The sequence below is a fragment of the Gimesia fumaroli genome (genome assembly GCF_007754425.1).
Lineage (GTDB): Bacteria > Planctomycetota > Planctomycetia > Planctomycetales > Planctomycetaceae > Gimesia > Gimesia fumaroli.
The window spans coordinates 1755305-1780877 of record NZ_CP037452.1; the positions used below are offsets into that span (position 1 = coordinate 1755305).

Below are 25573 nucleotides of genomic sequence, written 5' to 3' on the forward strand. Positions count from 1 at the left end.
TACTACACCGGTGATTGATAATAGACCTCAGTGAAACTGGATCAATGATCTGAGAAATGATCTGAGATTCGCTCGCGAATGGATGATGATCAAGACAATTTGGAGAGGGACAAACCTGCTATGCGTGACTTTGACTATGAAGCCCCTACTTCAGTGGCTGATGCCGTTGGCCTGTTAGCCAAGAGCAATGGAAGTGCCCGCCCGCTGGCGGGGGGAACCGATCTGATCGATCATGTTCGAACAGGCAGGTTGACTGCGGATCTGATTGTCGATTTGAAGAAAATTCCGGAGCTCATGGTTCTGGAACTAAATGACAAAGGCCTCAGGCTGGGTGCCGCTGTCCCCTGTTACCAGATTTACGAACATCCGGGAATTATCGAAAAATATTCAGCGATTGCCGACAGCAGCAATATTATTGGCGGGATGCAGATTCAAAACCGGGCCAGTGTCGGGGGAAACCTGGCGAATGCCGGTGCCGCCGCAGATTCAACGCCGGCTTTAATCGCCTTGGATGCGACCGTAGTGATTTCTGGGCCTTCCGGTACAAAAGAGCTTCCCGTCGATCAATTTTGTACCGGCCCAGGTCAAAACATACTGGAGCCGGGCGAGATTATCGTCGAACTCAAATTTCCTCCGCGTCCGCCACACAGTGGCTCGCATTATCGCCGGTTTATTCCCCGTAACGAGATGGATATTGCCGTAGTTGGCGTGGGCGCATCTGTCGTATTGGATGAGAGTGGCGAGAACTTTATCTCTGCCCGCATCGGCCTGGGCGCGGTTGCTGCCAAGCCATTTTATGCAGAGGAAGCCAGTGAGGCACTTGCCGGTCAGCCGGTGAGTGACGAAATCATTCAGAAGGCGGCTGCCGCTGCGAAAGCAATTGTGCATCCGATTACCGATATGCGGGGGACTCAGGAGTTTCGAACTCATGTGACCGGCGTATTAACCGAACGTGTGATTAAAAAAGCGGTCGAACGTGCTCGCGGATGATTCAGCGTTTTAACGGATGAATCTCTCAACAATTGAAACAAAATCAGATTTTTTAAATAAGGACTTTTCAATGGCGAAGAAACGGATCGTAACCGCGACTATCAACGGCCGTGAAGAGGAGTTCCTCTGCCAGCCCCGGCAGACATTACTCGAAATATTACGTAATACCCTGAACCTGACTGGCGCGAAAGAAGGCTGCTCGAACGGAAACTGTGGTGCCTGCTCAGTGGTTGTGGACGGCAAAGCCGTCAATAGCTGTATGGTGCTGGGAGTCGAAATGGAAGGCGCCAACATCGAAACCATTGAAGGCCTGGCCCCCTGCGACGGCTTGGATCCCCTGCAGGAAGCCTTTCTGGAAAACGCGGCGTTGCAGTGCGGAATCTGTACTCCAGGTTATATTATGGCAGCCAAAGCGTTTCTGGATGAGAATCCCAACCCGACCGAAGAAGAAATTCGTTTCTCGATGGCGGGCAATCTGTGTCGCTGCACCGGCTATGACAAAATTGTACGTGCAATTCAACAGGCGGCTGAACAACGGGCGGGACAATCGGCTTCATGTGAAAAGGAGACTGTCTAATGGCGACCATTGATGAAACCAAAGCAGCAGAAGGTAGTGACGAGGCCCCCAAATACAAAGTCATCGGCACCCGTCCCATTCGTCACGACGGTGCTGACAAAGTCACGGGCCGCGCGCTGTATGGTGCGGACATTAAGGTCAAAGGCATGATCTACGGCGCGATCCTGCGTAGCCCGCATGCGCATGCGAATATCAAGTCGATTGATATTTCGAAAGCGGAAGCATTGCCGGGCGTGCGTGCTGTTGCCACCAGTGCGGATCTGCCAGAGCCCGGCGACAAAATTGCCGAGCTGGGTGAAGGCTCGGTTATTCTGAATCATCTTAGCAGCAATAACCTGGCGCGTACCAAAGTGCTATATAAAGGGCACGCGGTTGCTGCAGTCGCTGCGGATAATCTGCATATTGCACAAGAAGCGGCCAGCTTGATTGAAGTCGAGTATGAAGTGTTGCCGCCGGTGATGGATGTGCTGAAAGCGATGGAAGATTCCGCTCCTGTTTTAAATCCGGATGTGCGGACCGAAGAAGCATCCACCGGTGAGAAGGGCGACAAGCCGAGCAATATCGCCAAGCATATCATTTTTGAAAAAGGGGATCTCCAAAAGGGATTCGCTGAAGCAGAGCATATCATCGAGCGGGAATTCCGCACGGCGACCGTGCATCAGGGATATATCGAGCCCCACGTGGCGACAGCACTCTGGAACAACGATGGACAGATTACCGTCTGGACGTCGACCCAGGGAACGTTTTCTGTTCGTCAACAGGTGGCGGAATTACTGGATGTGCCTTTGGCACGTGTGAAAGTTGTTCCTGCGGAAATTGGCGGAGGTTTTGGTGGTAAAATCTCCGTTTATCTGGCACCCGTGGCTGCGGTTTTATCCCGTAAATCAGGTGCACCCGTGCAACTGGTAATGGACCGGGCCGATGTCCTGGAAGCGACCGGGCCCACTCCTGGTTCTGCGATCAAAATCAAAATGGGCGTCGATGCCGACGGCCGCATCACCGCCGCCGATGCCTGGATGGCGTATGAAGCAGGCGGCTATCCCGGTTCACCCATTGGTGCCGGTGCGATGTGTGTCTTCTCCTGCTATGACATTCCCAATGGTCGCGTGGAAGGATTTGACGTCTGCGTCAATAAACCGCGAACAAACGCGTATCGCGCACCTGGTGCCACCAATGCTGCCTTCGCAACCGAAACAGTGGTGGACGAACTCTGTGAAATACTGGGCATGGAACCGGTTGACTTTCGTCTGCTGAATGCATCGAAAGAAGGAACACGTCGCATTGACGGCGTAACGTACCCCCGCATCGGTTTGGTGGAAACACTGGAAGCCATCAAGAACAGCGAACACTACAAGACGCCGCTGACTGGCAAAAATCAGGGCAGGGGAATTGGCTCCGGTTTCTGGTTCAATGCCGGACTGAAGTCGGCTGTGACGGCGACCGTTAACTCGGATGGTTCGGTCGGCTTGTTGGAAGGTTCCACCGATATTGGTGGTTCCCGCACCGCAATCGCGATGCAGTTTGCTGAAGCTTTGGGGCTGGCGGCGGAAGATATCAAACCGGCAGTGGTCGATACCGACAGTGTCGGTTACACCGATGTGACCGGCGGCAGTCGGGTTACGTATGCGACTGGTTGGGCCGCTTATGAAGCCGCTCAGGACCTGAAGCGACAGATAGTCAGCCGTGCTGCTGAGTTATGGGAAGTCGATCCAGGGCAAGTCTCCTACGAAGACGGTTCCGTCATTGGGCCGGATAAGTCGATGACTTTCAAGGAAATCGCTGTTGAATTGAGTACCACGGGTGAGCCTCTGGTCGGGCGTGGTGTTTCGAATCACAATGAACCTGGTGGCGCCTTTGGTACGCATCTGGTTGATGTCGAAGTAGACCCCGATACCGGCAAAGTAGATATTTTGCGTTACACAGCCGCCCAGGACTGTGGTACAGCGATTCACCCCGCGTATGTCGAAGGACAGATTCAGGGTGGTGCCGTTCAGGGGATCGGCTGGGGCTTGAACGAAGAATACTGGTATGACGAAGAAGGCAGCATGCGGAATGCGAACTTCCTCGATTACCGGATTCCTACTTGCTATGACTTGCCGATGATTGATGCGATCATTGTGGAAGTACCGAATCCCGGTCATCCGTTTGGGGTGCGTGGCGTGGGAGAAGTGCCCATCGTACCACCGCCGGCTGCTCTGGAAGCAGCGATTCACAATGCTGTTGACGTGCGGTTGTATGAGCTGCCGATGTCGCCGCCACGTGTATTGCATGAGCTATTAAAGAAAGAGTCTTGATCAGGAGTTGAACCGAGTATGCCTCGCCTGTTTATTCCCCCCTCACTCAGACCATTTTGTGAGGGAGAGGAAGAAGTGAATGTGGAAGGGGCTACCGTTCTCGAAGCGGTTCAATCTCTGGATCAGCAGTATCCGGGTGTGATGGAGCGACTCTGTCCTGAGGGAAAACTCAGGGCAGGGATCGCCGTCACCGTCGATCAAAACGTGACCCCCCGCGGCCTCGCCCAAAAAGTCAGTTCTGATAGTGAAATTCATTTTCTCCCCGCCATTGGTGGTGGATAAAGTTGATTCGGTTCTTTTATAATTCGTAAACATAAACTGAATCGCGCCCAGTTTGATTCATCAATCTCGTAGCAGATATCTGGCGAAAAAAAATCATGTCTCAAATTAATCCCTTACTGTGGAGCAGTAACAGGAAACGCTTCCTGGTCGTCTGTCTGGTGTGCGTTGCCATTGGTGCGCTGGTTTATCTCAAGGGCAATCGGTTCGAAAATCAAGCGATCACAGAACTGGTTGAGGCAGTTGAATCCTATAATGTTCCCGCAACGGAAGCAGCCCTCATAAAAGTAAAAGCGGAGGGAGTAACCGAACCGGCGGTTTTACGGCTGATCGAGTTACTGGATACGCATCCCACAACCGTTTATGCGCCGACGCTCAGTCTGGCCTTTACCGAACTGGAACCGACCTCCATCTCCGGCCTGGTGGAAAGTATGAAACCAGGGTCAGCGACGAAGTTACGGACTCAGGTGATTTATATGTTGGGGAAAATTACCTCTGCAAAAGCACATCCGGAGGTCGTCCAGGCTTTAGTTCAAGCTTTCAATGACAAGCACAGTAGCGTCAGATTTTCTGCCGCCCAGGCCGTCGCCCGAATCGATCCAACCCAGGCAGAGCAGACGCTTCCTGTTCTGGTCGCATTCTTAAAAGATCCCAGTGGCGCTGTGCGTGCGGAAGCAATTTTTCATATCGGGCTGTTCGGAAAACGGGCAGAAAAAGTACTTCCCCAATTGCTGCTCGCATTGAAGGACCCCGTCGTGACCGTTCGCATGATTGCTGCCAAATCGATCGGTGAAGTGGGAACGCCTGGCAGCAACGTCATAGCTGCGCTCTCAGAATTGTTACTTGATCGGAGCCTTGACTGTCGCAGTCAGGCAGCAGCGGCACTCGCACAATTTGGATCTCAAGCAGAACCGGCAGTTCCTACAATTATCAAATCGATGAAATCGCTCAAGAAGCCGGACCGCCATAGTAGACGCCAGCACGAAGTGGCGCGTAGTTCCATGATCAGCGCGCTCGGAGCCATCGGTTCCGCTTCACCGGAAGTTGTGCAAACACTGATCGATACATTAAATGAAAAACAATTCGGGGTCGCTCGGGTCGCCGCTGCTACTTCATTAAAGAACCTGGGGCCCAGCGCAATCAAAGCAGTACCCGATCTAGTCAAGATCATTGATCAATCAAAAGCGAACATGAAAGACGACTCGGAAATCAGTCCGGCGGAAAAGATTCAGAACGAAATGCGGCTCGACTACCGACTCAGCACGGAAGCAGCAATCGCCCTCAAAGCAATCGACCGGGAAACGTTCGAGCGGGTTCAAAACGGATCCTATATTGAGATGCAATAGGCTGGGGAAGACCTCCGAGTTTGATGATCGAGGGTATCTCCGGAGGGCTCCAAATGTAATTCGGAGTTGTCGTGAGACAACAGGCGGTGGCAGTGTATTTGAACTTTAATACAAAGACGTGCCTTATTTTCTTTGTTGATTAAGATTTGGTGTGCATTCTTCTGACTCGTACGATGAAACAGCGACCTCCTGCTCGCTGCGCTCGGACCGAATTGCATTCGGCCCCACCCAGAGATGTCTTTCGACTGGGAAGTGTTATTCCGCAGGTCCGGTTTTCAAGAGTTCATTCACTACATCCACCAGATCGTCGATCTGATAGGGTTTGGGAATGAAGCGGTCGACGCCTCGGTCGAGGGCCAGTTCCCGGTATTTGGGCTCGGTATTGCCGGTGACCATGATGATACGGGGGGCACGGTGTCTTTGGTTGATAATGCTGTCGAGGACGGCAAAGCCGCTACGGCGGGGCATGACCAGGTCCAGCAGGACAAGGTCGGGAGCGTCCCGTTCGATTTTCATGACGCCTTCGTTGCCGTCATGAGCCGTTAACACTTGATAACCGGCGGCTTCCAATGCCATTTGCAGGGGCTCAGTCAGCCCTTCGTCATCATCGATGATTAAAACGCGTTTTTGAGGAGATATGTTCATTAGCTTGGCGTAATTTCCTGATCTGGCCCGCACTTAAGAATTGTGCACGGGGAATTATATCACCTGATGTACCGAAAATCCAATTATTAAGAGCAACCTGAGTCGTGGCGCTCCCCAAATAGGAATCTGTTCGATAAAATGGGCCGGTGCGCGCGTTGTATGCGCCGTTTTTGATTCTATCGTGAATCAATGTTGATGGTCATTTCTCAATATTTTTTACTCAACCAGTGGGATAGTGTAGTGTCAGCGACGTCGGTAATTGGATTACAGTGGGGCGATGAAGCCAAGGGCAAGATTGTAGACTTACTTTCAGAGCAGCACGAAATCGTGGTGCGCTACCTGGGAGGCAATAACGCAGGCCACACTGTCAAATTTGATGGAAAAACCTATAAACTCTCATTGTTGCCAGCTGGCGTGCTGAATCCGAATGTGACGTCCGTGATTACCGGCGGAGTGGTGATCAACCCCAAGGCCTTCCTAAAGGAGATGGCATCAATTGTGGAGCAGAATGGCCCGATTGAAGCGAGTCGGCTCTTGATCAGTGACCGTGCGCATGTGATTTTTCCTTATCATATGCAGGAAGAAGTCATTTTTGAAAACAGCCGTAAAGAGAAAGCCATTGGGACGACCATGCGGGGAATAGGAACCTGCTATCGCGATAAAGCGGGGCGGACACATGCGATCCGGATGGGCGATCTGGTTCGTCCCGATTTCTTTCGCAGCCGTCTGGAAGAGATTGTGCCTTATAAAAACAAGATGTTTCAATCATTGGATCCCGAGTCAGAACCATTGTCTGTTGACGCGATCTACGAAGAATATTCCGGTTATGCTGAAACGCTGAAACCACATGTCGTTGATACGAGTGCTTATCTGCTGAAGGCCGTTGACGAAAAACGTAAAATTCTGTTCGAAGGTGCACAGGGAAGCCTGCTGGATATTGACCATGGTACGTTTCCTTATGTGACCTCATCCAACAGTTCGGGGTGTGGCATTCATAATGGAAGTGGTGTCTCGGAACGGTATATCGACAAGATGATCGGGGTCGTCAAAGCGTATACTACCCGGGTTGGCGGCGGGCCGTTTGTGACCGAACTGCATGATGAAATCGGTCAGCGGATTCGCGATGTGGGGAATGAATACGGAACCGTGACCGGCCGTCCCAGGCGGTGTGGCTGGTTCGATGCTGTTGCAACCCGCTACGGAGCCAACATCAGCGGTGTTGACTGCATAGCCGTGATGTTGCTGGATGTCTTAAGCGGGCTGGACGAGTTGAAGATCTGTGAAGCCTATGATGTGAATGGTACGCAGGTCACTGATTTCCCCAGCCATATTCTCGATCTGGAACAGGCAAAGCCGGTCTATCGAAGTATTCCTGGTTGGAAAGAAGATATTACCGGGATTCGCCGGATGGAAGACCTGCCGGAAAACGCGATTGCCTATATCAAAGCAGTCGAAGAGATCATCGGCAAACCGGTCGAGATCGTTTCCGTGGGCCCCGACCGTGAACAGACGATTTTGTTGAAATAGGCTTTTCAGGTCTTCTCTACAATAACAGGGTTGTTGTGAGATCATAGAAGATCGTTATGCAATGTCTGGGTGCCATCTGTCGGCTTGTCCGACAGTGCCCGGCTCAGTTTCTTGAAACGTATTCGCTATTGGACTTCAAAGAATTCCCAAGGTAAACCGTGTATTTGAGGTAAATCTGGATCAACGACTTTACCATCACTCTCGTACCAACGAGCACTTGACCATTTCCATGAACTAGAGTCGTTCGAGAGTTTACGTTTGACAGGATTTAAGTGGATATAATTGATCGCGTTTTCGACTGCTTGTTTTGTTGACAAATTGCGATCGTATCCGGGGCCTTTCTGCCAAAAGTGAAATACAGATTTCCCTGAATTCTTTTTTGATGTCAGTTCCAAGACTAAGTCGTTGTTCTTCTGAATTAGAAGTTCTTTTATTCTGTATGAAAAAGGGCGTTTGATCGCTGCAAGTAGTCGATCAATCTTACATTCGTTGCTCTCCGGATAAACGAAGAGATGTAAATGCTCAGGCATTATAACGAAGGCAATTAAGCGGAAATGGTGACGTACTAGAGCTTGATCAATTGATTGACATAGCAGCTTGTTCCAAATCGGGTTCGTCAGTAGAGGTTTTCTTTGATAACACGAAAAAGTTAATTCATGACAATCACCCGGTTCATGGAAATGTTTGATTTGTTTTCGAGGAGAAGTCATGGTTTTCGCCTTGGAAGAAATCTCAGTTTCTTTTATGGGCTAGGTGAATTTCAGGCATTTTATACTATTCAGAAATCGTATTGAGTTTAAAAGATAGAAGAACTGACTATTGGTTACTACCTTTTTTTCATTGGGAAAGGATTTAATACTCAAATACATCTATGTCAGAAGTTGGTCGGTAGATAGAAATTGCACTGTCGGGCAAGCCGACAGGTGGCACCCTGTGTAAGGGGATGTAAAGTGTGAATCGCTATAGAAAATAAAATGATCTGCCTTAACAGCTATTCCACAACGACCCCTTTCTTGAGAATCAGGTTGGCATACAGGGCCGTTTCGCTGGTGGCGACGATGGCGTAGGCCAGTTTTGCCCGTTCATAAAATTCGAAGCGTTCAATTTTTTCCAGTTCGAATTTCCGACTGTCATGCTTTTGAATGAGTTGCTGGTAGGTGCTCCAGATGGGAGGCTCCGCCGTTTTTTCGTCGACGGGGTTCATTAAGCCGGCCGGCTGATCTACGAACGTATCAAGCGGGAAGAACTGCAGCATCGCATCTAAGATTTCAGGGACACCATGACCGTCAAGGCGGATGATCCGCTGGGCGTGTGAGTCGGCGGGGAAGTTTCCGTCTGCGAGTACAATATCATCGCCGTGCCCCATATTCATCATTGTGTTCATCAGATCGGGGGAGAGTATCGGAGGAATTCCTTTGAGCATCGCATTTCCCTTTTTATTGTGAATGTTTGTAGATCGCTGTCAGTGGTTGCCTTGATTTTGAAGGCTCAAAAGTCAAATGAATCGGGCAAGCCGATTGGATTTCCATTATGCAGAAATTTTACGGCGAAGGCGAGGATGGCTTGCTGGATATGCCGTCGTGAACCCGTTATGATGGCCTGAGTTCAAGATGGTGGCTCGCCATTTTTTGAATCGCCGTTAATCTAGTCGGTAGCAAATTTTCAGGAGAAAGTCTGAAAAATCAATGAAAATTCACGAATATCAGGCCAAACAGTTGTTTCGCGAAGTCGGGATTCCCGTACCTGAGGGAATCATAGCGAAAACCGCCGATGAAGCGGTGGCCGCATTTGAGAAACTAGACCGTCCGTTGGTGGTTGTGAAATCCCAAATTCACGCCGGAGGCCGCGGAAAAGGTCGTTTCAAAGAACACCCCGATCAAGCGGGTGTTGTTCTGGCACGTTCTGCAGAGGAAGTTCGCGAGAACGCCGAACGGATGCTGGGTTCGACTCTGGTGACGATCCAGACAGGCGAAGAAGGAAAGCAGGTTAATACGCTGTTCATCGAACAGGGACTGGATATTGCCAAAGAGCTGTATCTGGGTTGTGTGATTGACCGCGAAGCAGGCGGCCCGGTGATGATTCTCTCTACTGAAGGGGGGATGGAAATCGAAGTTGTCGCCGAAGAAGCTCCGGAAAAAATTCTGAGTGAGCCTTTTTCGATTCACACTGGCTTACTCGGCTTTCAAGCCCGTAAGTTGGCATTCAAACTGGGCATGGAAGGGAAAACCGTTCGCAGTGCCGAGAAGTTTTTCTGCCAGCTCAGTCGATTCTTTGTTGATAACGACTGCAGCATGACCGAGATCAATCCGCTAGTGATTACCGGCGAAGGTGACTTGGTTGCCTTGGATGCGAAAGTGACCTTTGATGACAACGCACTGTTCCGTCATAAACCGTTTGACGAACTGCGCGACCTGACCGAAGAAGACCCGGCCGAAGTCGCTGCGGCCAATGCCGGTTTAAGCTACGTTAAGCTGGATGGAAATATTGGCTGTCTGGTCAACGGTGCTGGCCTGGCAATGAGTACGATGGACCTGATCAAGCATCATGGCGGAGAGCCTGCCAACTTCCTGGACGTAGGTGGCGGAGCGAATGTCGATCAGGTAACCGAAGCGTTTCGGATTATTCTGGCGGACGAAAATGTCAAAGCGGTCCTGGTGAATATCTTTGGCGGGATCATGAAGTGCGACACAATTGTGACTGCGTTACTGGAAGCCTACGAGAAGGTTGGGTTTACTGTGCCTCTGGTGGTTCGTCTGGAAGGTACGAATGTAGAAGTGGCCCGTAAGATGCTTTCTGAAAGTGGTCGGGATATTATTTCCGCGACCGATTTAACAGATGCTGCTCAGAAAGTCGTTGCCACTTTAAGTTCCTAGGACCAGACGGCGGCCTGCTGTGAACTCAGCGGGCCGCGATGATTTGACGTGGTTGTTTTGCAAAAAGCGATCTTAGCCATCTTTTAAAACACACATTTCCCGCAAGGGTGACAGATTATGAGTATTTTAGTTACTGAAAAGACACGCGTCATTTGCCAGGGGATCACCGGTAAGTCCGGTCTGTTTCACAGCCAGCAGTGCCGTGAATATGGGACGCCATTGTTGGGCGGCGTGACTCCCGGTAAAGGGGGAACCGAAGTCGACGGCTTTCCGGTATATAACACGGTTGAAGAAGCGGTCGAAAAAACCGGCGCGAATACAAGTCTGATTTTTGTGCCACCGCCATTCTGTGGTGAAGCAATCATGGAAGCCGCGGACGCCGGTATTGAATTGATCATTGCCATCACCGAAGGAGTGCCTGTCACCGACATGGTGCGAGTGATGGAGTATCTCAAGGGTAAAAAGAGCCGCCTGATTGGCCCGAACTGTCCTGGAGTGATTACTCCCGGCATTGCGAAAATCGGCATTATGCCCGGCTATATTCATACGCCCGGTTCCGTAGGGCTGATCAGCAAGAGTGGAACGCTGACCTACGAAGCAGCCTGGCAGTTGGGTAATGTCGGTCTAGGCCAGACAACTGCTGTGGGCATTGGTGGTGATCCGATTATCGGCACCACATTTATTGATCTTTTGGAACTGTTCGAGAACGATCCTGCGACGGAATCGATCATGCTGATTGGCGAAATCGGTGGAACGGCTGAAATTGAAGCAGCCGAATACATCAAGGAACATGTCACCAAACCGGTGGCCGGGTTCATTGCCGGTAAGACGGCACCTCCCGGAAAACGGATGGGACACGCGGGGGCGATCATCAGCGGGGGAAGTGGAACCGCCGATGAGAAAATTGCCGCTCTGGAAGCAGCCGGTGTTGTCGTGGCAGAAAGCCCCGCCGACATGGGGGCTGCGGTCAAGCGGGCGATTGAAGCTGCCGCTTAATTAAATCTGGTGGACTGAATGAGTCTCAAAGAGAAAAGGGCAACCGGTGAATCTGGTTGCCCTTTTTTATGTTTACGAATTTGGTCGTTAGCGATTACTTTTCGTCGTCGGCACAAACCCAGTCACCCAGTGAGCTTTCGTAGCTGACCAGCTCTTCGGGCTTGAAGTAGATGGGGATCTCGCGAGCAGCGGCTTCGGGTCCGTCACTGCCGTGAACTAGATTCATCTGGCGGCTGACTCCATAGTCACCACGAATGGTTCCGGGGGCGGATTCGCGACCGTTGGTGGAACCCATCATGGATCGCACGACAGAGATGGCTTCCGGGCCTTCTGCGACAAGCGCGACGACGGGACCTGCGGTAATGAATTCTTCAAGCAGCGGGTAGAATGGTTTTTCCACATGTTCTGCATAATGTTCGGCTGCTAATTCTTTGGTGACCTGCAGCATTTTGAGCCCGACGATTTTCAACCCTTTATTTTCAAAGCGGGATAAAAGGGTGCCCGCCAGACGTCGCTGCACCGCATCGGGTTTAATCAGGATCAATGTTTGTTCGAGTGCCATGTGGAGTTCTTTCTATCGTATTAATTGTCTGTAAGGATTTGAGGGAATTAGTTCTGTCCCTGATCAGTCTAAATGCGTTTGTTCGGATGTCTGTGTTAACCCGCAGGCAGATTTTCTTTTACGGAAAATTCACGTCAGAGTGAATTGGAATGAAAATCGTCGCTTATTTCAAGCCTGAACTGCTTGCCTGGGTAAGGCATTCAGGATGAAACTTGTGCCTGTTTAATGCTCTCAAAGAACTGTTGAAACAGGTAATGGCTGTCATGCGGGCCCGCTGACGCTTCGGGGTGATATTGTACGCTGAACGCGGGATAAGTTTTATGCCTCAAGCCTGCGACCGTATTGTCGTTCATGTTAATGTGAGTGACTTCGACCTCGTCAGGCATAGAATCAGGATCGATGGCAAACCCATGGTTCTGTGAGGTGATTTCAACCTGTCCGGTGTCTTGATTGACAACAGGCTGATTGGCACCGCGATGTCCGAATTTGAGTTTGAATGTTTTGCAGCCGCAGGCCAGACCGAGTAACTGATGTCCCAGGCAGATTCCGAAGATAGGAACTTTTCCCAAAAGGCCACGAATGGTTTCGATGGCGTAGGTCAATGGTTCCGGATCGCCGGGGCCGTTTGACAGGAAGACGCCATCCGGATTCAAGTCCAAGACATCCTGTGCGGTACAGTTGCCGGGAAGGATCGTGACTTTGCATCCCAGTTGTTTGAGGTGTCGGGCGATATTCCATTTCATACCGTAATCAATGGCCACAATGTGATAGTCACAGCCGGTATTGCCTTCATTCTCCTTCAGGGTGTCGATGGTGTTTCCGGCGAATGAGTGCGTGGAACTACTTTGTGCGAGTTCGGACAGGCCTTCTTCCCATTCGCACGCCGATTGGGGAATGACCTGACTGACCAGGTCTTGCCCGACCAGTTGCGGGCTGCTTTGTGCTTTTTTCACCAGGGATTCATCGTCAAGATCGACAGTCGAGAGAACTCCAGTCATGGCGCCAACAGTGCGGATTTTCCGGACCAGTGCGCGGGTATCGATGCCTTGCAGGCCGATCACGCCAGCTGCTTTGAGATATTCATCCAGAGTTTGTGTCGCGCGATAATTGCTGGGGATTTCACAAAGCTCACGGATGATGAAGCCTTGTAAAGCGATTCCCGACGATTCGACGTCTTCCGGTACGATTCCGTAGTTGCCGATTTGCGGATAGGTCATGGTGACGATTTGACCGCAGTAAGAGGGGTCAGTCAGGATTTCCTGGTATCCGGTCATGCTCGTGTTGAACACAACTTCACCGTGGACTTCTCCATCCGCACCAAAAGCCGTCCCTGTGAACACACTACCATCGGCAAGGGCTAACTTCGCTGTTTTCTGCATTATCTACACTGATCTCAGGACATGGGAATAAATTTGGTTAAATCTGATATGTTCTATCAAAGATCGGCGCAAATAAAAAGAGACCGGCAGTAGTCCGCCGGCCTCTTCGATAGGATTTTTCTGAGTTTGATCCCCTGGGGAGATTAGCTCACATCTTGTGTCAGTACAAAATTGTCAATGCGGATGATATTCTCATCGGGATCGTTAAAACTATTGAACAATTCTGCCATGATCGAGTGAAAATGTTCACGGCAAATCGAGTAGAAATTGTGTTTTCCGTCACGACGTGCTTCAATCAGACCGGCATCTCGCAGTAATGCCAAGTGGTGGCTGACAGCGGGTTGACTCTGATTCAGCCTTTCGCATAAAGCAGTTACGAATAATTCTTCTTCCTGGGCCAGGTAGAGCATAATTCGAAGTCGTGTCTCGTCAGACAGCAACTTAAATACTTTAACTAAGTTCTTTTCAAGATGATCTGGCAGCGTTGGGAATCGCTGAGTCGATCGCTCTTGGGGCGGATCCACAAGATTTGTGGCCATATTACTAGGTTCCTTTTTTAAATTCATGCAAAAAAGCTCTTTTTAAACCGTCGCATATATTCAGCGAGCGGCTTGTGGGGCATAATTAAGTACGTTCCGCACACGATATCCGTGGGGGGAAGGAGTTACAAAAAACAAGCAGCCAACCGTTGGCCGTACCAACCTTTTACTACATTGTGGCCCAAAATCGCCTGTAATACTTGGCGCGCAGATCTAAGCTGAAGTACCTACTCAACTACTTGTATTGTTTGCCAGACAGGCGAAAGATGTGAGGTTGGGGAGACGCTTCACTTTCTAAAAACAAAACAAAGAACGCTCCCTCAATTCGTTGGCAATTATGGTAGTGCTCTGCCCACTCGTCAACTAGTATTTATCCAGTTTATCTAATTATTCAGAAAATAGCTTGTGGATCGTTTTCTTAAGTCTCTTTTAATATTGGAGTTATGTAGTGTCTGTATCTTCGTTCTGTGATCTTTCCGGCATGAAGGCTTTAGTGACCGGTTCTTCTACCGGAATTGGCAAAGCGATTGCTTTGGAGCTGGCCGACGCGGGCGCTGATGTTTTGATTCATTATCGGAATTCCAAAGACGCAGCGCAGGAAGTGGTGGAACAAATTCAGCAGCGCGGCAGAAAGTCGGCCGCCCTTTCTGCAGATCTGGCGCATCGAGAAAACTATTCTGCGTTCATCGATCAGGCGTTTGGAGAATGGGGGGCATTGGATCTGTGGATTAACAATGCGGGCGTTGATTTATTAACAGGTGCCGAGTCGAAGCTGGACTACGATCATAAGTTGGAAAAACTGTTCGAGGTTGATGTGCGGGGAACGGTGCTGTTGTCACGCGAAGTCGGTTTACGGATGCAGCAACAGGGGACTGGCTGCCTTTTGAATATCGGTTGGGATCAATCGGATCGGGGGATGGAAGGGGATAGCGGCGAATTGTTTGCGGCGAGCAAGAATGCGATTATGGGCTTCAGCCGTTCGCTGGCGGTTTCGCTGGCGCCGGACGTGCGCGTGAATTGCATTGCCCCCGGCTGGATTCAGACCGCCTGGGGGGAGACGGCCAGCGAGGTCTGGCAGGAACGGGTCAGGCAGGAAACCCCCATGAAATGCTGGGGGAAACCCGAAGACATCGCCAAGATGGCGCGTTTTCTCTGCAGCCGTGAAGCCGCTTATATTACCGGGCAGGTGATCAACGTGAATGGCGGCGCGGTGCGCTAAGCTTACCGGTTGGCATCAGTCGGACTCTTTTTTTGTTTGGGTTCGGGCAACAGGTAGGCGATCAGGTCACGGAATTCCTGTAGCGTCATCCGATCAATCAGACCGTTGGGCATGATCGACGTTTTGGACGGAATCATTTCTTCAATGTCACTGATTTTAAATGAGATGATTTTGCCGTTCGAGTCATAGATCGAACGTTCTTTGTTATTGTGTTTATGGTAAATGCCGGACGCGGTCTTGCCATCGATGGTCACGATTGTCAGCGGTAGAAAGCCGGGATCAATGTCCTTGCTGGGATTGATGATGGCTTCCACCAGTTGTTCGCGGTTGAGCGCGATCCGGCCGTTAGTGCGAAGTAAACCGGGGCCGACCTGCTGGCCTCTGCCGTCAATCTGGTGGCAGCGAAAACAGCCGGGACCTTGCGGATGGAAGAAGAGCCGCTGGCCTGCCAGGGGATCGGCGGGGCCTGCTAACGCGTGCATCCACTCGGATAATTGATCCTTTGACGGCTTTTTCTGAGTGACCTGTTGCGTCAAAACTCTCTCAATGAGCGCCGCTTTCTCAACCTTTGCGGTCGCCATTTGTTTTAGTCTGCTCTGTTGCGATTCTTTCAGAGAAGCTCCGGTTAATGTGCGTAGCGCTTCTCTGTTGACGGTTGCGTTTTTGTCTTGTGCCAGTTGTATGAGAGGAGCGATATTTTCCAGCCGAGAAGAATCAAGGTTGATGACGGCTTCTGCGCGTAGATTGGGATCGGCGTTTGCATTCAAGGCCAGTTGCAGCAGTTTCTCGCGAACCGATTTGGTTTTGAGTTCACGTAAGGTACGAACGGCTTCCGTCTGGAGTCCGGGATCAGTTGACTTTAAAAGTTCGGTCAGTTTGTTTTCGTTCAAGGCTGGATGTTTCGCGGGGAGAAACAACAGAATCTGTCTCAGTACTTCCAGTGATGTCTCAGGCAGATCGAGTAAACGAGCGGCTTGCTGCTGGGCGTTGGATTTGGCGACCCACCAGTCACCCGTAGTACCTCGCGTCCAGTCTTTCATGACCCCATCTAATTGAGCGATGGATGCCAGATAGGCTTTCAACAGTTCGGGCGTGGTGGCATTCCTGGCGAGATCCGAAATCAGTGTTTCGCGAAATGCTTTGAGTTGATCGCGGCCAATCCATTCGACGGCGACAAACCGCACCTGGGGATTTTCATCTTTTAAGGCCTGTTTTAATAGCGGTAGCGCCGGCGGTGATGTGCTTTCTTTTAACAGCAGAATTACGGCCAGTCGGACGGAGGGTTCACTGTTTGAAAAGGTCTGCTGCAATTCCGCGTCGGTGAATGTATTTCTGAGTCCCTGTCGTGCCGCCTGCTGCATGAACAGATCTGTGCTTTTCAGACGTTCGAATAAGAGTGGCAAGGCTGATTTGTCTGTGATGCGTCGTAGTGCGGCCGCCTGGACGGCAGGAGAATCATCGTGGGCGGCGACTTCCTGGAAATCAACCAGTTTGGCGGGGAGACTGGTCACGGCCTGTTCGCGGAGTCCGGACTGTTTGTCTTTCAGAACTAAAGTAACCAGATCTGGCGTCATCTTTTTCGCACTGACCAAGGCATTCAAGGCGACGGCTCTGACCCGCGGGTCAGAATTCTTAAGGGCCGCTTTCAGTTTTGTAATTCCTGTATCTCCCTGTGCCAGTAACTTGCGAGCAGCCGCATCGCGTTTCTGCCAGTCTTTGGATGTGAGAGAAACGTTTGAAGAAGTTTGCCGCCGATTCACGGCGCGAATTTTCCAGACGCGGCCTTTTCCATGTAGTGGGTAGGAACGGTCCGCCCAGTCACCGACATACAGGCTGCCGTCCGGGCCAACGGCGATGCCTGCGGGGCGAAAATGTTCTTTACCGGCAATGACGGGCTGTGTGGTGGTTTTGAATGAGGCACAGTCGGGAGTCAGGTGGTAACGGTCGATGCGGTGCTCTCCCCAACTGGCAACCAGTAGATCACCACGATAGTCGGCGGGAAGCTGGTCTGATTCATAAATAATTAAACCGGTCGGCGATTCGCCTGTCGACGAGGTCATAGGGAGCGTGCCCGGTGTTTCTGCGTTGACGGCGATGAAGGGTTCGAGTGTGCGACGACGATATCCATAGTCGCCGCCTTCGACGATGGTGAGCAGGCGACAGGGAGGACGGTTGCCGGGATCATTGTCGCCGACAAACATGCGGCCGTTGGTATCAAAGCAGAGGTGGAATGGATTCCAGAAACCGGTGGCGATGCGCTCAAGCTGGCTGCCATTCGTACGGCAGCAAAAGATGCCCCCTTCGCCGCGAAGTGCAGGGATGCGTACATTTCCTTTACCGATGAGAGTTGCATCGTCGCCGTAGTTTTGGCCGAGTGTGAAATAGATGTTTCCGAAATCGCCAACCAGCTCGGCATCGACGCCTTCATTTTCTCCCATACTGAAATAGATATTGTTGAAGAAATCAAAGGCGAAGCCGGAGAAGCCGTTATGGGGATAGGTGGCTGTGGTTTCCAGCTGAACCAGGTTTTGGCGGAGATCGGCTTTGCCATCGTTGTCTTTATCTCGTAGTCGAAAGATGGTGCTGCGGGTGGCGACATAAATCCAGCCATCGGGGTGAGCGGCGACATTCATGGTTTCGGTGGAACCTTCGTAGAAGGTCTGAATGCGGTCAGCACGACCGTCGCCGGTGGTGTCTTGCAGCAGACGAATCCGGTCTGTTTTCGGGCCTTTGTAATTTTCCGGGCGAAAGTGAGTGTGGCTTTCCACGACATAAACCCGGTCTTGTTGATCGACGGTCAGGCCGGTGACGGTCACGATATCGGGCTCGGAAGCAAACAGTTCGATTGTCAGGCGGTCATCAAGCGAACGGGGAGTCTGAATCTCTGCCGCCTGGATTGCAGACGAAATAGAAACTGACAGACAGATCAGCAGTGCTGAGATTCTCAGGCAGGTACATGAGAGAATCTTCCGGGATGAGAGACCGGTCATGGTTTCGATTCCTTTTGTCTGATTGCGGCGTGTGATTTGAGGTGGGGGCTTCAGTATGTTGCTATTTCTGATTCAGATATCCCAGGGAAGTCAGGAACGCGTCCAGCTTTTCGATCGTGGAGTCGTAGTTCACTTTGTTTTTACTCAGATTGAAAAAGCCGTGTCCCTGATCTTTATACGCGAAGAGTTCACAGCGATTCCCGTTTTCTTTCATCTGCCTGGTAAACCGTTCCACATTTTCAAAGAGTACGGTGGTGTCAGCCGTGCCGTGAAAAATGATGGTGGGAGGTAGGTCCTTGCGGATGAAATGGATGGGGGAAATCTCTTTACAACGTTCGCCGAGTTGTCTTGGTCCCCCTTTCCAGCCGGTTTCGGTGGTATCGACGACCGGATTAAAGAGCGCCATTGCATTGGGGGCGGAGGAGATTTCTTTGTTTTCGTTTCGTTCTTCAAAGCCGACAACGGTACCAGTGCAGGCAGCAACGTGACCTCCCGCCGATCCGCCGCCTGCCACGATACGGTTGGGATCAATGCCCAGTTCGGCCGCGTGCTGGCGAATCCAGCGGACGGCTGATTTCCCGTCGGCGACACATTCGAACGGGGTGGTCTTGTGTTTGGATTTGATGCGATATTCGGCAGCGCAGGCGACCATGCCTTTGGATGCCAGATGTTTGCAGTGCGGTTCAAACTGGCTGGGGCTACCGCCGGTCCAGCCACCACCAAAGAAGAAAACGATGGCAGGGCGGGAATCTCCGGCTTTCCAGTCTTTGGGTTTAAAAATGTTAAGATGCAGATCGCCTTGATCTGTCGTTTTATAAACTTCAAAGTCCGCGCCTTTGAGTCGTTTCCAGGCTTTGCCTTTGTTGGAACGTTTTTTATCAGCTGCCTCGACAGTTGTTCCAAATGACTGTCCTAGAAGACCAATTAAAGAGAAAAGTATAAGTGCTTGCCGGGAGATTGAATTCATGTTGTTGATATTCCTGCAAAAAATAATGAAACCGATTGTTTGATGTCGAATCATGTGATCCTCTATAGTAAATTAAAGTCTGATCAAAATGTCTCTTCATTTCCTGTTGGAATATTAAAAAATGAAAATTAAATTGATTCTGAGTGTGGCCCTGTTCATGGGGTTGTTTGCTGTTTCGAGTTCTGCTCATGCGGACAAAAAAACAACGAAACTGCCGGAGAAAGAAAACTTTCATATCTATCTGCTTATCGGGCAGTCGAATATGGCAGGGCGCGGTGTTGTTGATCCCGCTGCGAATAAGCCGCATCCCCGAGTTTTGAAGCTGGATAAAAAAGGGAACTGGGTTCCCGCGACCGACCCGCTGCATTTTGACAAGCCAAAGATTGCCGGCGTGGGGCCAGGGTCGGGGTTTGGTCCTGCAATTGCGGACGTCTCCCCGGATGTCACGATTGGATTGATCCCGGCAGCAGTCGGGGGCACGCCACTCAGCCGCTGGGTTAAGGGAGGAGATTTGTATGAGCGTGCTGTGAAATGGGCGAAAAAGAACCAGAAGAAAGGCGTGATTAAAGGGGCGATCTGGCACCAGGGGGAAGGTGACTCTTCCAATCCGGAATTGTATAACAGCTATCAGAAACGGTTGTCCGGCATGATTGTCGATTTGCGAACCGATTTGAACGAGCCCGATATGCCGTTTGTGATGGGCGAGCTGGGAGAATTTTTCACGCGTCCCGGAGCAAGTACAGTGAACGAGGCATTGCACGGGATTGCGAAGTCGGTACCTGGGACCGGGGTGGCGTCATCCAAAGGGCTGAAGGCAAAAAGTGATCAGGTTCACTTCAACGCGGCAGCGGAAAAAGAATTCGGCAAACGTTACGCAGAGCAGATGTTGAAACTGCAAAAGCAGACTGCCGGGAAAGAGTGACGAGTTGAATGCTGATATTTTAGTGAGCGGGTCGGCGGTTTCTATGTCAAGATTGCTGTCACAAAACCGGTGGCTAGCGCCATTCCGCTCACTTACGAGTAGCATTTTCTTTGCGTTTACGCGAGAATTTCCTCGACGGGGTGATGATCTTCGACGCCGGTCAGGCGTTGATCGAGTCCCTGGAATTTGTAGCTGAGTTTTTTGTGATCAATTCCCAGACACTTCAGGATGGTGGCGTTGAATTCGTGGATATGCACGGGTTTGTCAACAATGTTGTAACTGAAATCGTCGGTGGTGCCATGTACGAGTCCGGGTTTGATGCCGCCGCCTGACATCCAAATGCTGAAGCAGCGCGGGTGATGGTCGCGTCCGTAATTTTCACGCGTCAGTTTTCCCTGGCAGTAAACGGTGCGGCCGAACTCTCCGCCCCAGATGACCAGTGTGTCATCCAGCATGCCACGTTGCTTCAGGTCTTTGACCAAAGCGGCAGCGGGCTGGTCGATGTCTTTACATTGCTTGGGTAAATCGCCGGCGATGTTGGCGTGTTGATCCCAGCCGCGGTGGAAGATTTGCGAGAATCGCACTCCGCGTTCTGCCATGCGACGAGCCAGCAGACAGTGATACGCGAAGGTTCCCGGCTTATGCACATCGGGGCCATACATGTCGAGTGTGGCTTTGGTTTCTTTGGAGATGTCGGTTAATTCGGGAACTGACGTCTGCATGCGGAATGCCATTTCATATTGCGAAATCCGTGTTTGAATTTCAGGATCGCCGATAGCGTTGAATTCGTTCTGGTTCATTTCTGCCAGCGTATCCAGCATGCGTCGTCGCAGTTTTGCAGAAACGCCGGGAGGGTTGGAGAGAAACAGAACCGGATCGCCTTTCGATCGGAGCGAGACGCCGGAATATTTACTGGCCAGGAATCCGCTGCCCCACAGGCGGTTATAAAGTGCCTGCGCCTGCTGCCGACCAGACCAGGTTGAAGTTAAAACAACGAATGAAGGAAGATTTTCGTTCATGGAGCCCAGGCCATAACTCAGCCAGGAGCCCAGGCTGGGACGACCGGGGAGCTGGTTTCCGGTACAGATGTAGGTAATCGCGGGGTCATGATTGATGGCTTCAGTCCAGATTGAGCGGACAATCGAGATGTCTTTGACGATTCCGGCCGTGTGTGGCAGAAGCTCGCTGATCCAGGCCCCTTCGCCGCCGTTATCATGTTTAGTGAATTTGAATTTGGACGGTGCTAGAGGGAAGCGAGACTGACCGGACGTCATTGTGGTCAAACGCTGGCCTTTGCGAACTTCTTCCGGCAGATCTTTATCGAACAGTTTATCGAGAGACGGCTTATAGTCGAATGTATCCAGCTGGGAAGGAGAGCCTGCCATAAACAGATAGATGGCGCGTTTTGCTTTGGGGGCAAAGTGCGGGACTCCCGGCAATCCGCCGGTCGCTTTCATTTCCGCGGGTGCAGCCTGAGCCTGATTGTATTGTGATTCCAGTGAGGCGAGTGCAGCGGTACCCAATCCTAATCCGCCGGTCTTGAAAAAGTGGCGTCGGGTGATTTGCGAGAGATGTTCCTGAATGGGATTCATATCAGTACCTTACTTTTTATTTATGCTGTGTTGGACTTTTGCAGTCCTCGTTGATTTGTTGAAAACAGTTCTCTATGAGATCAGTCTTTGGTGAGTACTTCGTCCAGGTTGAGGATGAGGTTACCAATCATCGTCCAGGCAGCCAGTTCCTGTGGATTCAAAGTGGCATCCGGTTTGGATTCACCAACGGCCAGCAATTCGGTCGCCGCTTTGGGATCAGACTGATAGTGCATCAGCATATCCTGGTATGTAGTTAAGGTGAGTTTCAGGTCTTCTGAGGAAATCGGTTTGGAGGTGGCCAGCTTGTAGGCGAAGCGAATTCGTTCTTCGGGAGTCTTGCCTCCTTCTTTCATCATTCGCTGGCCGAAGGCCCGGGCTGCTTCCAGATATTGAGGATCATTTAACAATAACAATGCCTGAAGTGGCGTATTGGTCCGCTCTCGTCGCATGGTGCAGGCTTCCCGGCTGGGCGCATCAAATGTCGACATTTCTGGTGGCGGTGCGGTCCGTTTCCAGAAGGTATATAGCCCGCGACGGAAGACTTTGTCGGGCCCTTTGTCTTGTTTGAAGCGAACCGTATTCGAGCCGGAATACCCGACAGCATGCCAGAGTCCATCCGGCTGCGGAGGTTTGACACTGGGGCCACCGACTTTGGGGACGAGCAAGCCACTGACAGCCAATGCCTGATCGCGGAGCATTTCTGCATCGAGCCGGAACCGGGGGCCTCGTGCCAGCAGTCGGTTCTTCGGATCTTTTTTATATAGTTCGGGAGTCACATTGGAGCTCTGTCGATAGGTGGCAGACATCAGCAGTTGTTTCATGAAGCGTTTGACATCCCAGTGGTGTTCCTGAAAATCGACGGCTAACCAGTCGAGCAATTCGGGATGACTGGGAGCCGCACCCTGGTTGCCGAAGTCTTCGCTGGTTTCCACAATGCCGATGCCAAACAACTGCTGCCAGTAGCGGTTCACAGCAACACGTGAGGTCAGCGGATGATTGGGGGCCACCAGCCATTTGGCCAGACCCAGACGATTGACGGGCCACTCGGCTGCCATCTGGGGAAATTGCGACGGAGTCTTTCGGGTGACTTTCTCCCCTTTCTGATCGTATTGTCCTCGCTTCAAGTCAAAGGCATCCTTAATACCTTTTCGTTCACGGAAGACAAGTGTGGTGGGCAGAGACTGCGTCAATTTCTCTTCTTGGGCTTTGACCTGGACTTTTTGGGCGAGCACCTTTCGGTATTCCGAATCGAACTGATTCAAATAATATTGTCGTAATAAGTCGGTCTGTTGTGGCGTACGTTTATCAGCCGCCAATTGCAGGACCGGAGTAATCTGTTTGTCAAAGAATACCTGATTGACTTCAGTCTCGGAGAGCTCATGATCGAAGATCCGGAATTCGTCGACGAATCCATTTTTCAAATGGGCTTTCGTACTGGAATGTCCCAGAAGCAGTGTGGCGGAATTCAGCGATGTTGTGTTCTTAAACGAGTCTGACGAGATCGTCAGCTCAGATGATTTTCCATCTATATAAACGGCGACGCCATGTGCTTTGGCGGAACCATCGTACGTCACACAGATGTGGTGCCACTGGTTGGGCGTGATTTCATTGTTTTTGGTCTGGACCTGAATCGCATATCCGGGCCAGCGATCGATGAGTCGTACGCTGAGGCTGCGGTTTGTAATTTGCAGATCGTAGCCGCGTTCCCGCGAATTGGGATTTAAGCTCGAAACAATCGGCCCCGAAGTTTTGCCGTTTGTTTTGACCCAGATCGCAAAGCTGAATGGAGTCGCTTTGGCGAATTGTCCGGTCTTTCCAAGATCCAGATGATTTCCAGCAGTGAACTGGAATCCGTTGCCGAATTTCCCTGCGGTCCAGGCTGGTTTGCCTTTGACGGTGGCTTTGTTTTTCGGATTGGTCTGATCTGCGCCCGTGGTACCTTCTTTTTCGTCCAGGTTGAATGCAGCGAGCACTCCGCCAGGCTGAGGGATCGAAAGGTTTGGATCGCTGCCGGTTTTCTGGATTTGCTGTTTCCACTGTAACCAGGATTGAAACGCCGGCTCGTTGGCTTTGATTCGCTTGTTTCCCTGTTGTTCCAATGCGACTAGTTGCTCTTTGAATGCTTTGAGTTGTTTGGACTGTGCGGCGTTGGGGACTCTTAACGAAGGGGGCGAGTCTTTAATGTTGCCGTCCATCGCCGGGCCATCCAGATTATTGAAGAAGGCAAACAGCTGATAAAACTCGGTTTTTGTGAACGGATCGAACTTATGATCGTGGCAGACGGCACAGCCCAGGGTTAAACCCATGAAGGCCTGACCGGTGGTTTCGACGCGGTCGATGACATTGCGGACATAGACTTCTTCCGCGATGGAGCCTCCTTCGTTGGTGGTGACGTGACAACGATTAAAGCCGGTGGCGATCTGTTGATCCATAGTGGCATCAGGCAGTAAATCACCGGCTAGTTGTTGGATGACGAATTGATCGTAAGGCAGGTTGGTATTGAAGGCCTTGATGACCCAGTCCCGGTAAGGCCACATTTCACGAAAGTTGTCCAGGTGCAGACCGTGGGTGTCTCCATAGCGGGCGACGTCCAGCCAGTAGCGGGCCATATGCTCGCCGTACTGGGGAGATTCCAGCAGACGATCGATGACTTTTTCATAGGCGTTGGGAGCTTTGTCGTTCACGAATGCTTCGACGTGTGCGGGTTGGGGAGGCAAGCCGGTCAGGTCGAAAGTGACGCGGCGGATCAGAGTACGTCGATCTGCTTCGGGAGACGGCTTGAGTCCTTCTTTTTCCAGTCGCGACAGAATGAATTGATCAATGGGGCTTCGGACCCCGTTTTTTTGTTTGATGGCGGGCGCGGGGACTTTTTTCGGTGTCACAAAGGACCAGTGGTCCTGCCATTCCGCGCCTTCCTGAATCCAGCGTTTGAGCAGAGCTGTTTCTTCGGCGGTCAGTTTTTTGCCACTGTCTGCCGGCGGCATGATGAGGTCGGCATCGGCGGTGGTGATGCGGGTAATGAGTTCGCTTTGTTCGATGTTGCCGGGAACGATGGCTTTGTGCCCGTCCAGGTCGGCAAAGGCGCCTTCTCTGGTATCAAAGCGGAGGTCGGCGGCCCGTTTTTTGACATCCGGTCCGTGGCATTGAAAACAGTTTTCCGAAAGAATTGAACGGATTTTCGTAGGAGAGACTTTTTCGGAATTCTGTGCCTGCACCGAATTTAGTGAGCAGCAGAGCAACGTTAGCAGCAGAGCAGGGAAACAGCGTTTGCTCAAACACACAAGAAGCATGACATTCACCTTCTGGGTAGTAATTTTCAAGTTGATGGCCTGTCGCCGGGAGTGGTGGCGTTGTTGGATCAACTTGTCAATGAATCTCTGGTGATACCTGTCCGACCGACAAGCCAAATAGTTTGCAGCGGCGGTAGCTGAGCCACATGACTCAGCAGGCGGGATGGTAGTGTATTCAGGAATGGAGGAGCAAAGCTGAAATTCCTGAATTCAGGTTCATTCTCTCATTCTAATCACAGCGAAAAGCCTTTGCAAGACGTCGATAATTAGAATTTGACGTATCTTGTTGTGAATCAAATGTTTCGGTCAGGTCTGGAGTTACGCTGATCTGATGCGTCATGCTCAATCTCAGGGCGGTTCTGGCATACCTCTGGTCTTTCTATGAGGGACGTTTTTTTGTCGACTGATGAGTAAGCACGTTTGTAAATTTTACGTTGGAGAGATGGTATTTGTTGGACGGAAATGAGTCGTCTCGGGAGAAGCGGGAGATGGAGTCATGACGATAGTGGGAATCATAAGACGAATTTGCTTTGGTTTTGTTTTGGATTAATATTCGAAAAGGGAACCTGCCGAGTTTGCCTGTGTC

Annotated in this window: 20 protein-coding genes; 10 read left to right on the forward strand and 10 right to left on the reverse strand. The window is 51.1% G+C overall.

Translation table 11 applies throughout. The features are described 5' to 3' along the window. Nucleotides 1–120: 120 nt before the first annotated feature. The 5 genes from Enr17x_RS06735 to Enr17x_RS06755 all read left to right on the forward strand — a co-directional run bounded on the left by Enr17x_RS06735 (nucleotide 121) and on the right by Enr17x_RS06755 (nucleotide 5486). The gene (locus Enr17x_RS06735; protein ID WP_145307094.1) at nucleotides 121–990 is read left to right on the forward strand and encodes an FAD binding domain-containing protein; all 870 of its coding nucleotides are present in this window, start codon (nucleotides 121–123) and stop codon (nucleotides 988–990) included. Between the two features lie 70 nt (nucleotides 991–1060). Continuing rightward, nucleotides 1061–1567: a (2Fe-2S)-binding protein gene (locus tag Enr17x_RS06740; RefSeq protein WP_145307096.1), complete on the forward strand. Its 507-nt coding sequence runs from the start codon at nucleotides 1061–1063 to the stop codon at nucleotides 1565–1567. Beyond that, nucleotides 1567–3861 (forward strand): xanthine dehydrogenase family protein molybdopterin-binding subunit, encoded by a 2295-nt coding sequence (locus tag Enr17x_RS06745; RefSeq protein WP_145307099.1) that lies wholly within the window; start codon nucleotides 1567–1569, stop codon nucleotides 3859–3861. The genes Enr17x_RS06740 and Enr17x_RS06745 overlap by 1 nt, the downstream gene beginning before the upstream one ends. A gap of 18 nt (nucleotides 3862–3879) precedes the next feature. Continuing rightward, on the forward strand, nucleotides 3880–4143 hold the full coding sequence (locus Enr17x_RS06750; protein WP_145307101.1) for a MoaD/ThiS family protein: 264 nt from the start codon (nucleotides 3880–3882) through the stop codon (nucleotides 4141–4143). Between the two features lie 95 nt (nucleotides 4144–4238). Beyond that, complete coding sequence (locus Enr17x_RS06755) at nucleotides 4239–5486, forward strand: HEAT repeat domain-containing protein (protein WP_145307104.1); 1248 nt, start codon at nucleotides 4239–4241, stop codon at nucleotides 5484–5486. A 255-nt stretch (nucleotides 5487–5741) separates the two neighbouring features. Here the strand turns inward: Enr17x_RS06755 and Enr17x_RS06760 are convergent, their stop codons facing one another. Further along, the gene (locus Enr17x_RS06760; RefSeq protein ID WP_145307107.1) at nucleotides 5742–6131 is read right to left on the reverse strand and encodes a response regulator transcription factor; all 390 of its coding nucleotides are present in this window, start codon (nucleotides 6129–6131) and stop codon (nucleotides 5742–5744) included. Between the two features lie 240 nt (nucleotides 6132–6371). Between Enr17x_RS06760 and Enr17x_RS06765 the strand changes: the two genes are divergently transcribed. Continuing rightward, nucleotides 6372–7658 (forward strand): adenylosuccinate synthase, encoded by a 1287-nt coding sequence (locus Enr17x_RS06765; RefSeq protein WP_145307109.1) that lies wholly within the window; start codon nucleotides 6372–6374, stop codon nucleotides 7656–7658. 125 nt (nucleotides 7659–7783) lie between these two features. On the opposite strand, the gene Enr17x_RS06770 is transcribed toward Enr17x_RS06765, so the two are convergent. Next, nucleotides 7784–8368 carry an REP-associated tyrosine transposase gene (locus Enr17x_RS06770; protein WP_145307111.1) on the reverse strand — a complete coding sequence of 195 codons (585 nt, stop codon included), beginning with the start codon at nucleotides 8366–8368 and terminating at the stop codon, nucleotides 7784–7786. Nucleotides 8369–8649: 281 nt separating this feature from the next. Then, a complete protein-coding gene (locus Enr17x_RS06775; RefSeq protein ID WP_145307113.1) occupies nucleotides 8650–9081 on the reverse strand; it encodes an RbsD/FucU family protein in 432 nt (143 codons plus the stop codon). A gap of 262 nt (nucleotides 9082–9343) precedes the next feature. On the opposite strand from Enr17x_RS06775, the gene sucC reads away from it, so the two are divergent. Together sucC and sucD are read left to right on the forward strand one after the other, a co-directional pair. Then, nucleotides 9344–10531: an ADP-forming succinate--CoA ligase subunit beta gene (gene sucC / locus Enr17x_RS06780; RefSeq protein ID WP_145307115.1), complete on the forward strand. Its 1188-nt coding sequence runs from the start codon at nucleotides 9344–9346 to the stop codon at nucleotides 10529–10531. A 117-nt stretch (nucleotides 10532–10648) separates the two neighbouring features. Further along, complete coding sequence (sucD, locus tag Enr17x_RS06785) at nucleotides 10649–11527, forward strand: succinate--CoA ligase subunit alpha (protein ID WP_145307118.1); 879 nt, start codon at nucleotides 10649–10651, stop codon at nucleotides 11525–11527. A gap of 94 nt (nucleotides 11528–11621) precedes the next feature. On the opposite strand, the gene ndk is transcribed toward sucD, so the two are convergent. The 3 genes from ndk to Enr17x_RS06800 form a co-directional block, all read right to left on the reverse strand. After that, nucleotides 11622–12089, reverse strand: coding sequence for a nucleoside-diphosphate kinase (gene ndk / locus Enr17x_RS06790; protein WP_145307121.1), 468 nt, complete (start codon nucleotides 12087–12089; stop codon nucleotides 11622–11624). A gap of 200 nt (nucleotides 12090–12289) precedes the next feature. After that, nucleotides 12290–13468, reverse strand: coding sequence for a glutamine-hydrolyzing carbamoyl-phosphate synthase small subunit (carA, locus tag Enr17x_RS06795; protein WP_145307124.1), 1179 nt, complete (start codon nucleotides 13466–13468; stop codon nucleotides 12290–12292). 143 nt (nucleotides 13469–13611) lie between these two features. Further along, a complete protein-coding gene (locus Enr17x_RS06800; RefSeq protein WP_145313941.1) occupies nucleotides 13612–14007 on the reverse strand; it encodes an ArsR/SmtB family transcription factor in 396 nt (131 codons plus the stop codon). Nucleotides 14008–14455: 448 nt separating this feature from the next. Here Enr17x_RS06800 and Enr17x_RS06805 point away from each other — a divergent pair, with 448 nt between their 5' ends. Further along, nucleotides 14456–15226, forward strand: a complete 771-nt coding sequence (locus Enr17x_RS06805; protein ID WP_198000996.1) for an SDR family NAD(P)-dependent oxidoreductase — start codon at nucleotides 14456–14458, stop codon at nucleotides 15224–15226. A gap of 2 nt (nucleotides 15227–15228) precedes the next feature. On the opposite strand, the gene Enr17x_RS06810 is transcribed toward Enr17x_RS06805, so the two are convergent. Beyond that, complete coding sequence (locus Enr17x_RS06810) at nucleotides 15229–18216, reverse strand: PVC-type heme-binding CxxCH protein (RefSeq protein ID WP_145307127.1); 2988 nt, start codon at nucleotides 18214–18216, stop codon at nucleotides 15229–15231. A gap of 61 nt (nucleotides 18217–18277) precedes the next feature. Then, nucleotides 18278–19183: an alpha/beta hydrolase gene (locus Enr17x_RS06815; protein WP_145307129.1), complete on the reverse strand. Its 906-nt coding sequence runs from the start codon at nucleotides 19181–19183 to the stop codon at nucleotides 18278–18280. A 121-nt stretch (nucleotides 19184–19304) separates the two neighbouring features. Between Enr17x_RS06815 and Enr17x_RS06820 the strand changes: the two genes are divergently transcribed. After that, nucleotides 19305–20105: a sialate O-acetylesterase gene (locus Enr17x_RS06820; protein ID WP_198000997.1), complete on the forward strand. Its 801-nt coding sequence runs from the start codon at nucleotides 19305–19307 to the stop codon at nucleotides 20103–20105. 116 nt (nucleotides 20106–20221) lie between these two features. On the opposite strand, the gene Enr17x_RS06825 is transcribed toward Enr17x_RS06820, so the two are convergent. Then, the gene (locus tag Enr17x_RS06825) at nucleotides 20222–21697 is read right to left on the reverse strand and encodes a DUF1501 domain-containing protein (RefSeq protein WP_145307131.1); all 1476 of its coding nucleotides are present in this window, start codon (nucleotides 21695–21697) and stop codon (nucleotides 20222–20224) included. Between the two features lie 80 nt (nucleotides 21698–21777). Beyond that, nucleotides 21778–24987 (reverse strand): DUF1553 domain-containing protein, encoded by a 3210-nt coding sequence (locus Enr17x_RS06830; RefSeq protein ID WP_145307134.1) that lies wholly within the window; start codon nucleotides 24985–24987, stop codon nucleotides 21778–21780. Nucleotides 24988–25573 lie beyond the last annotated feature (586 nt).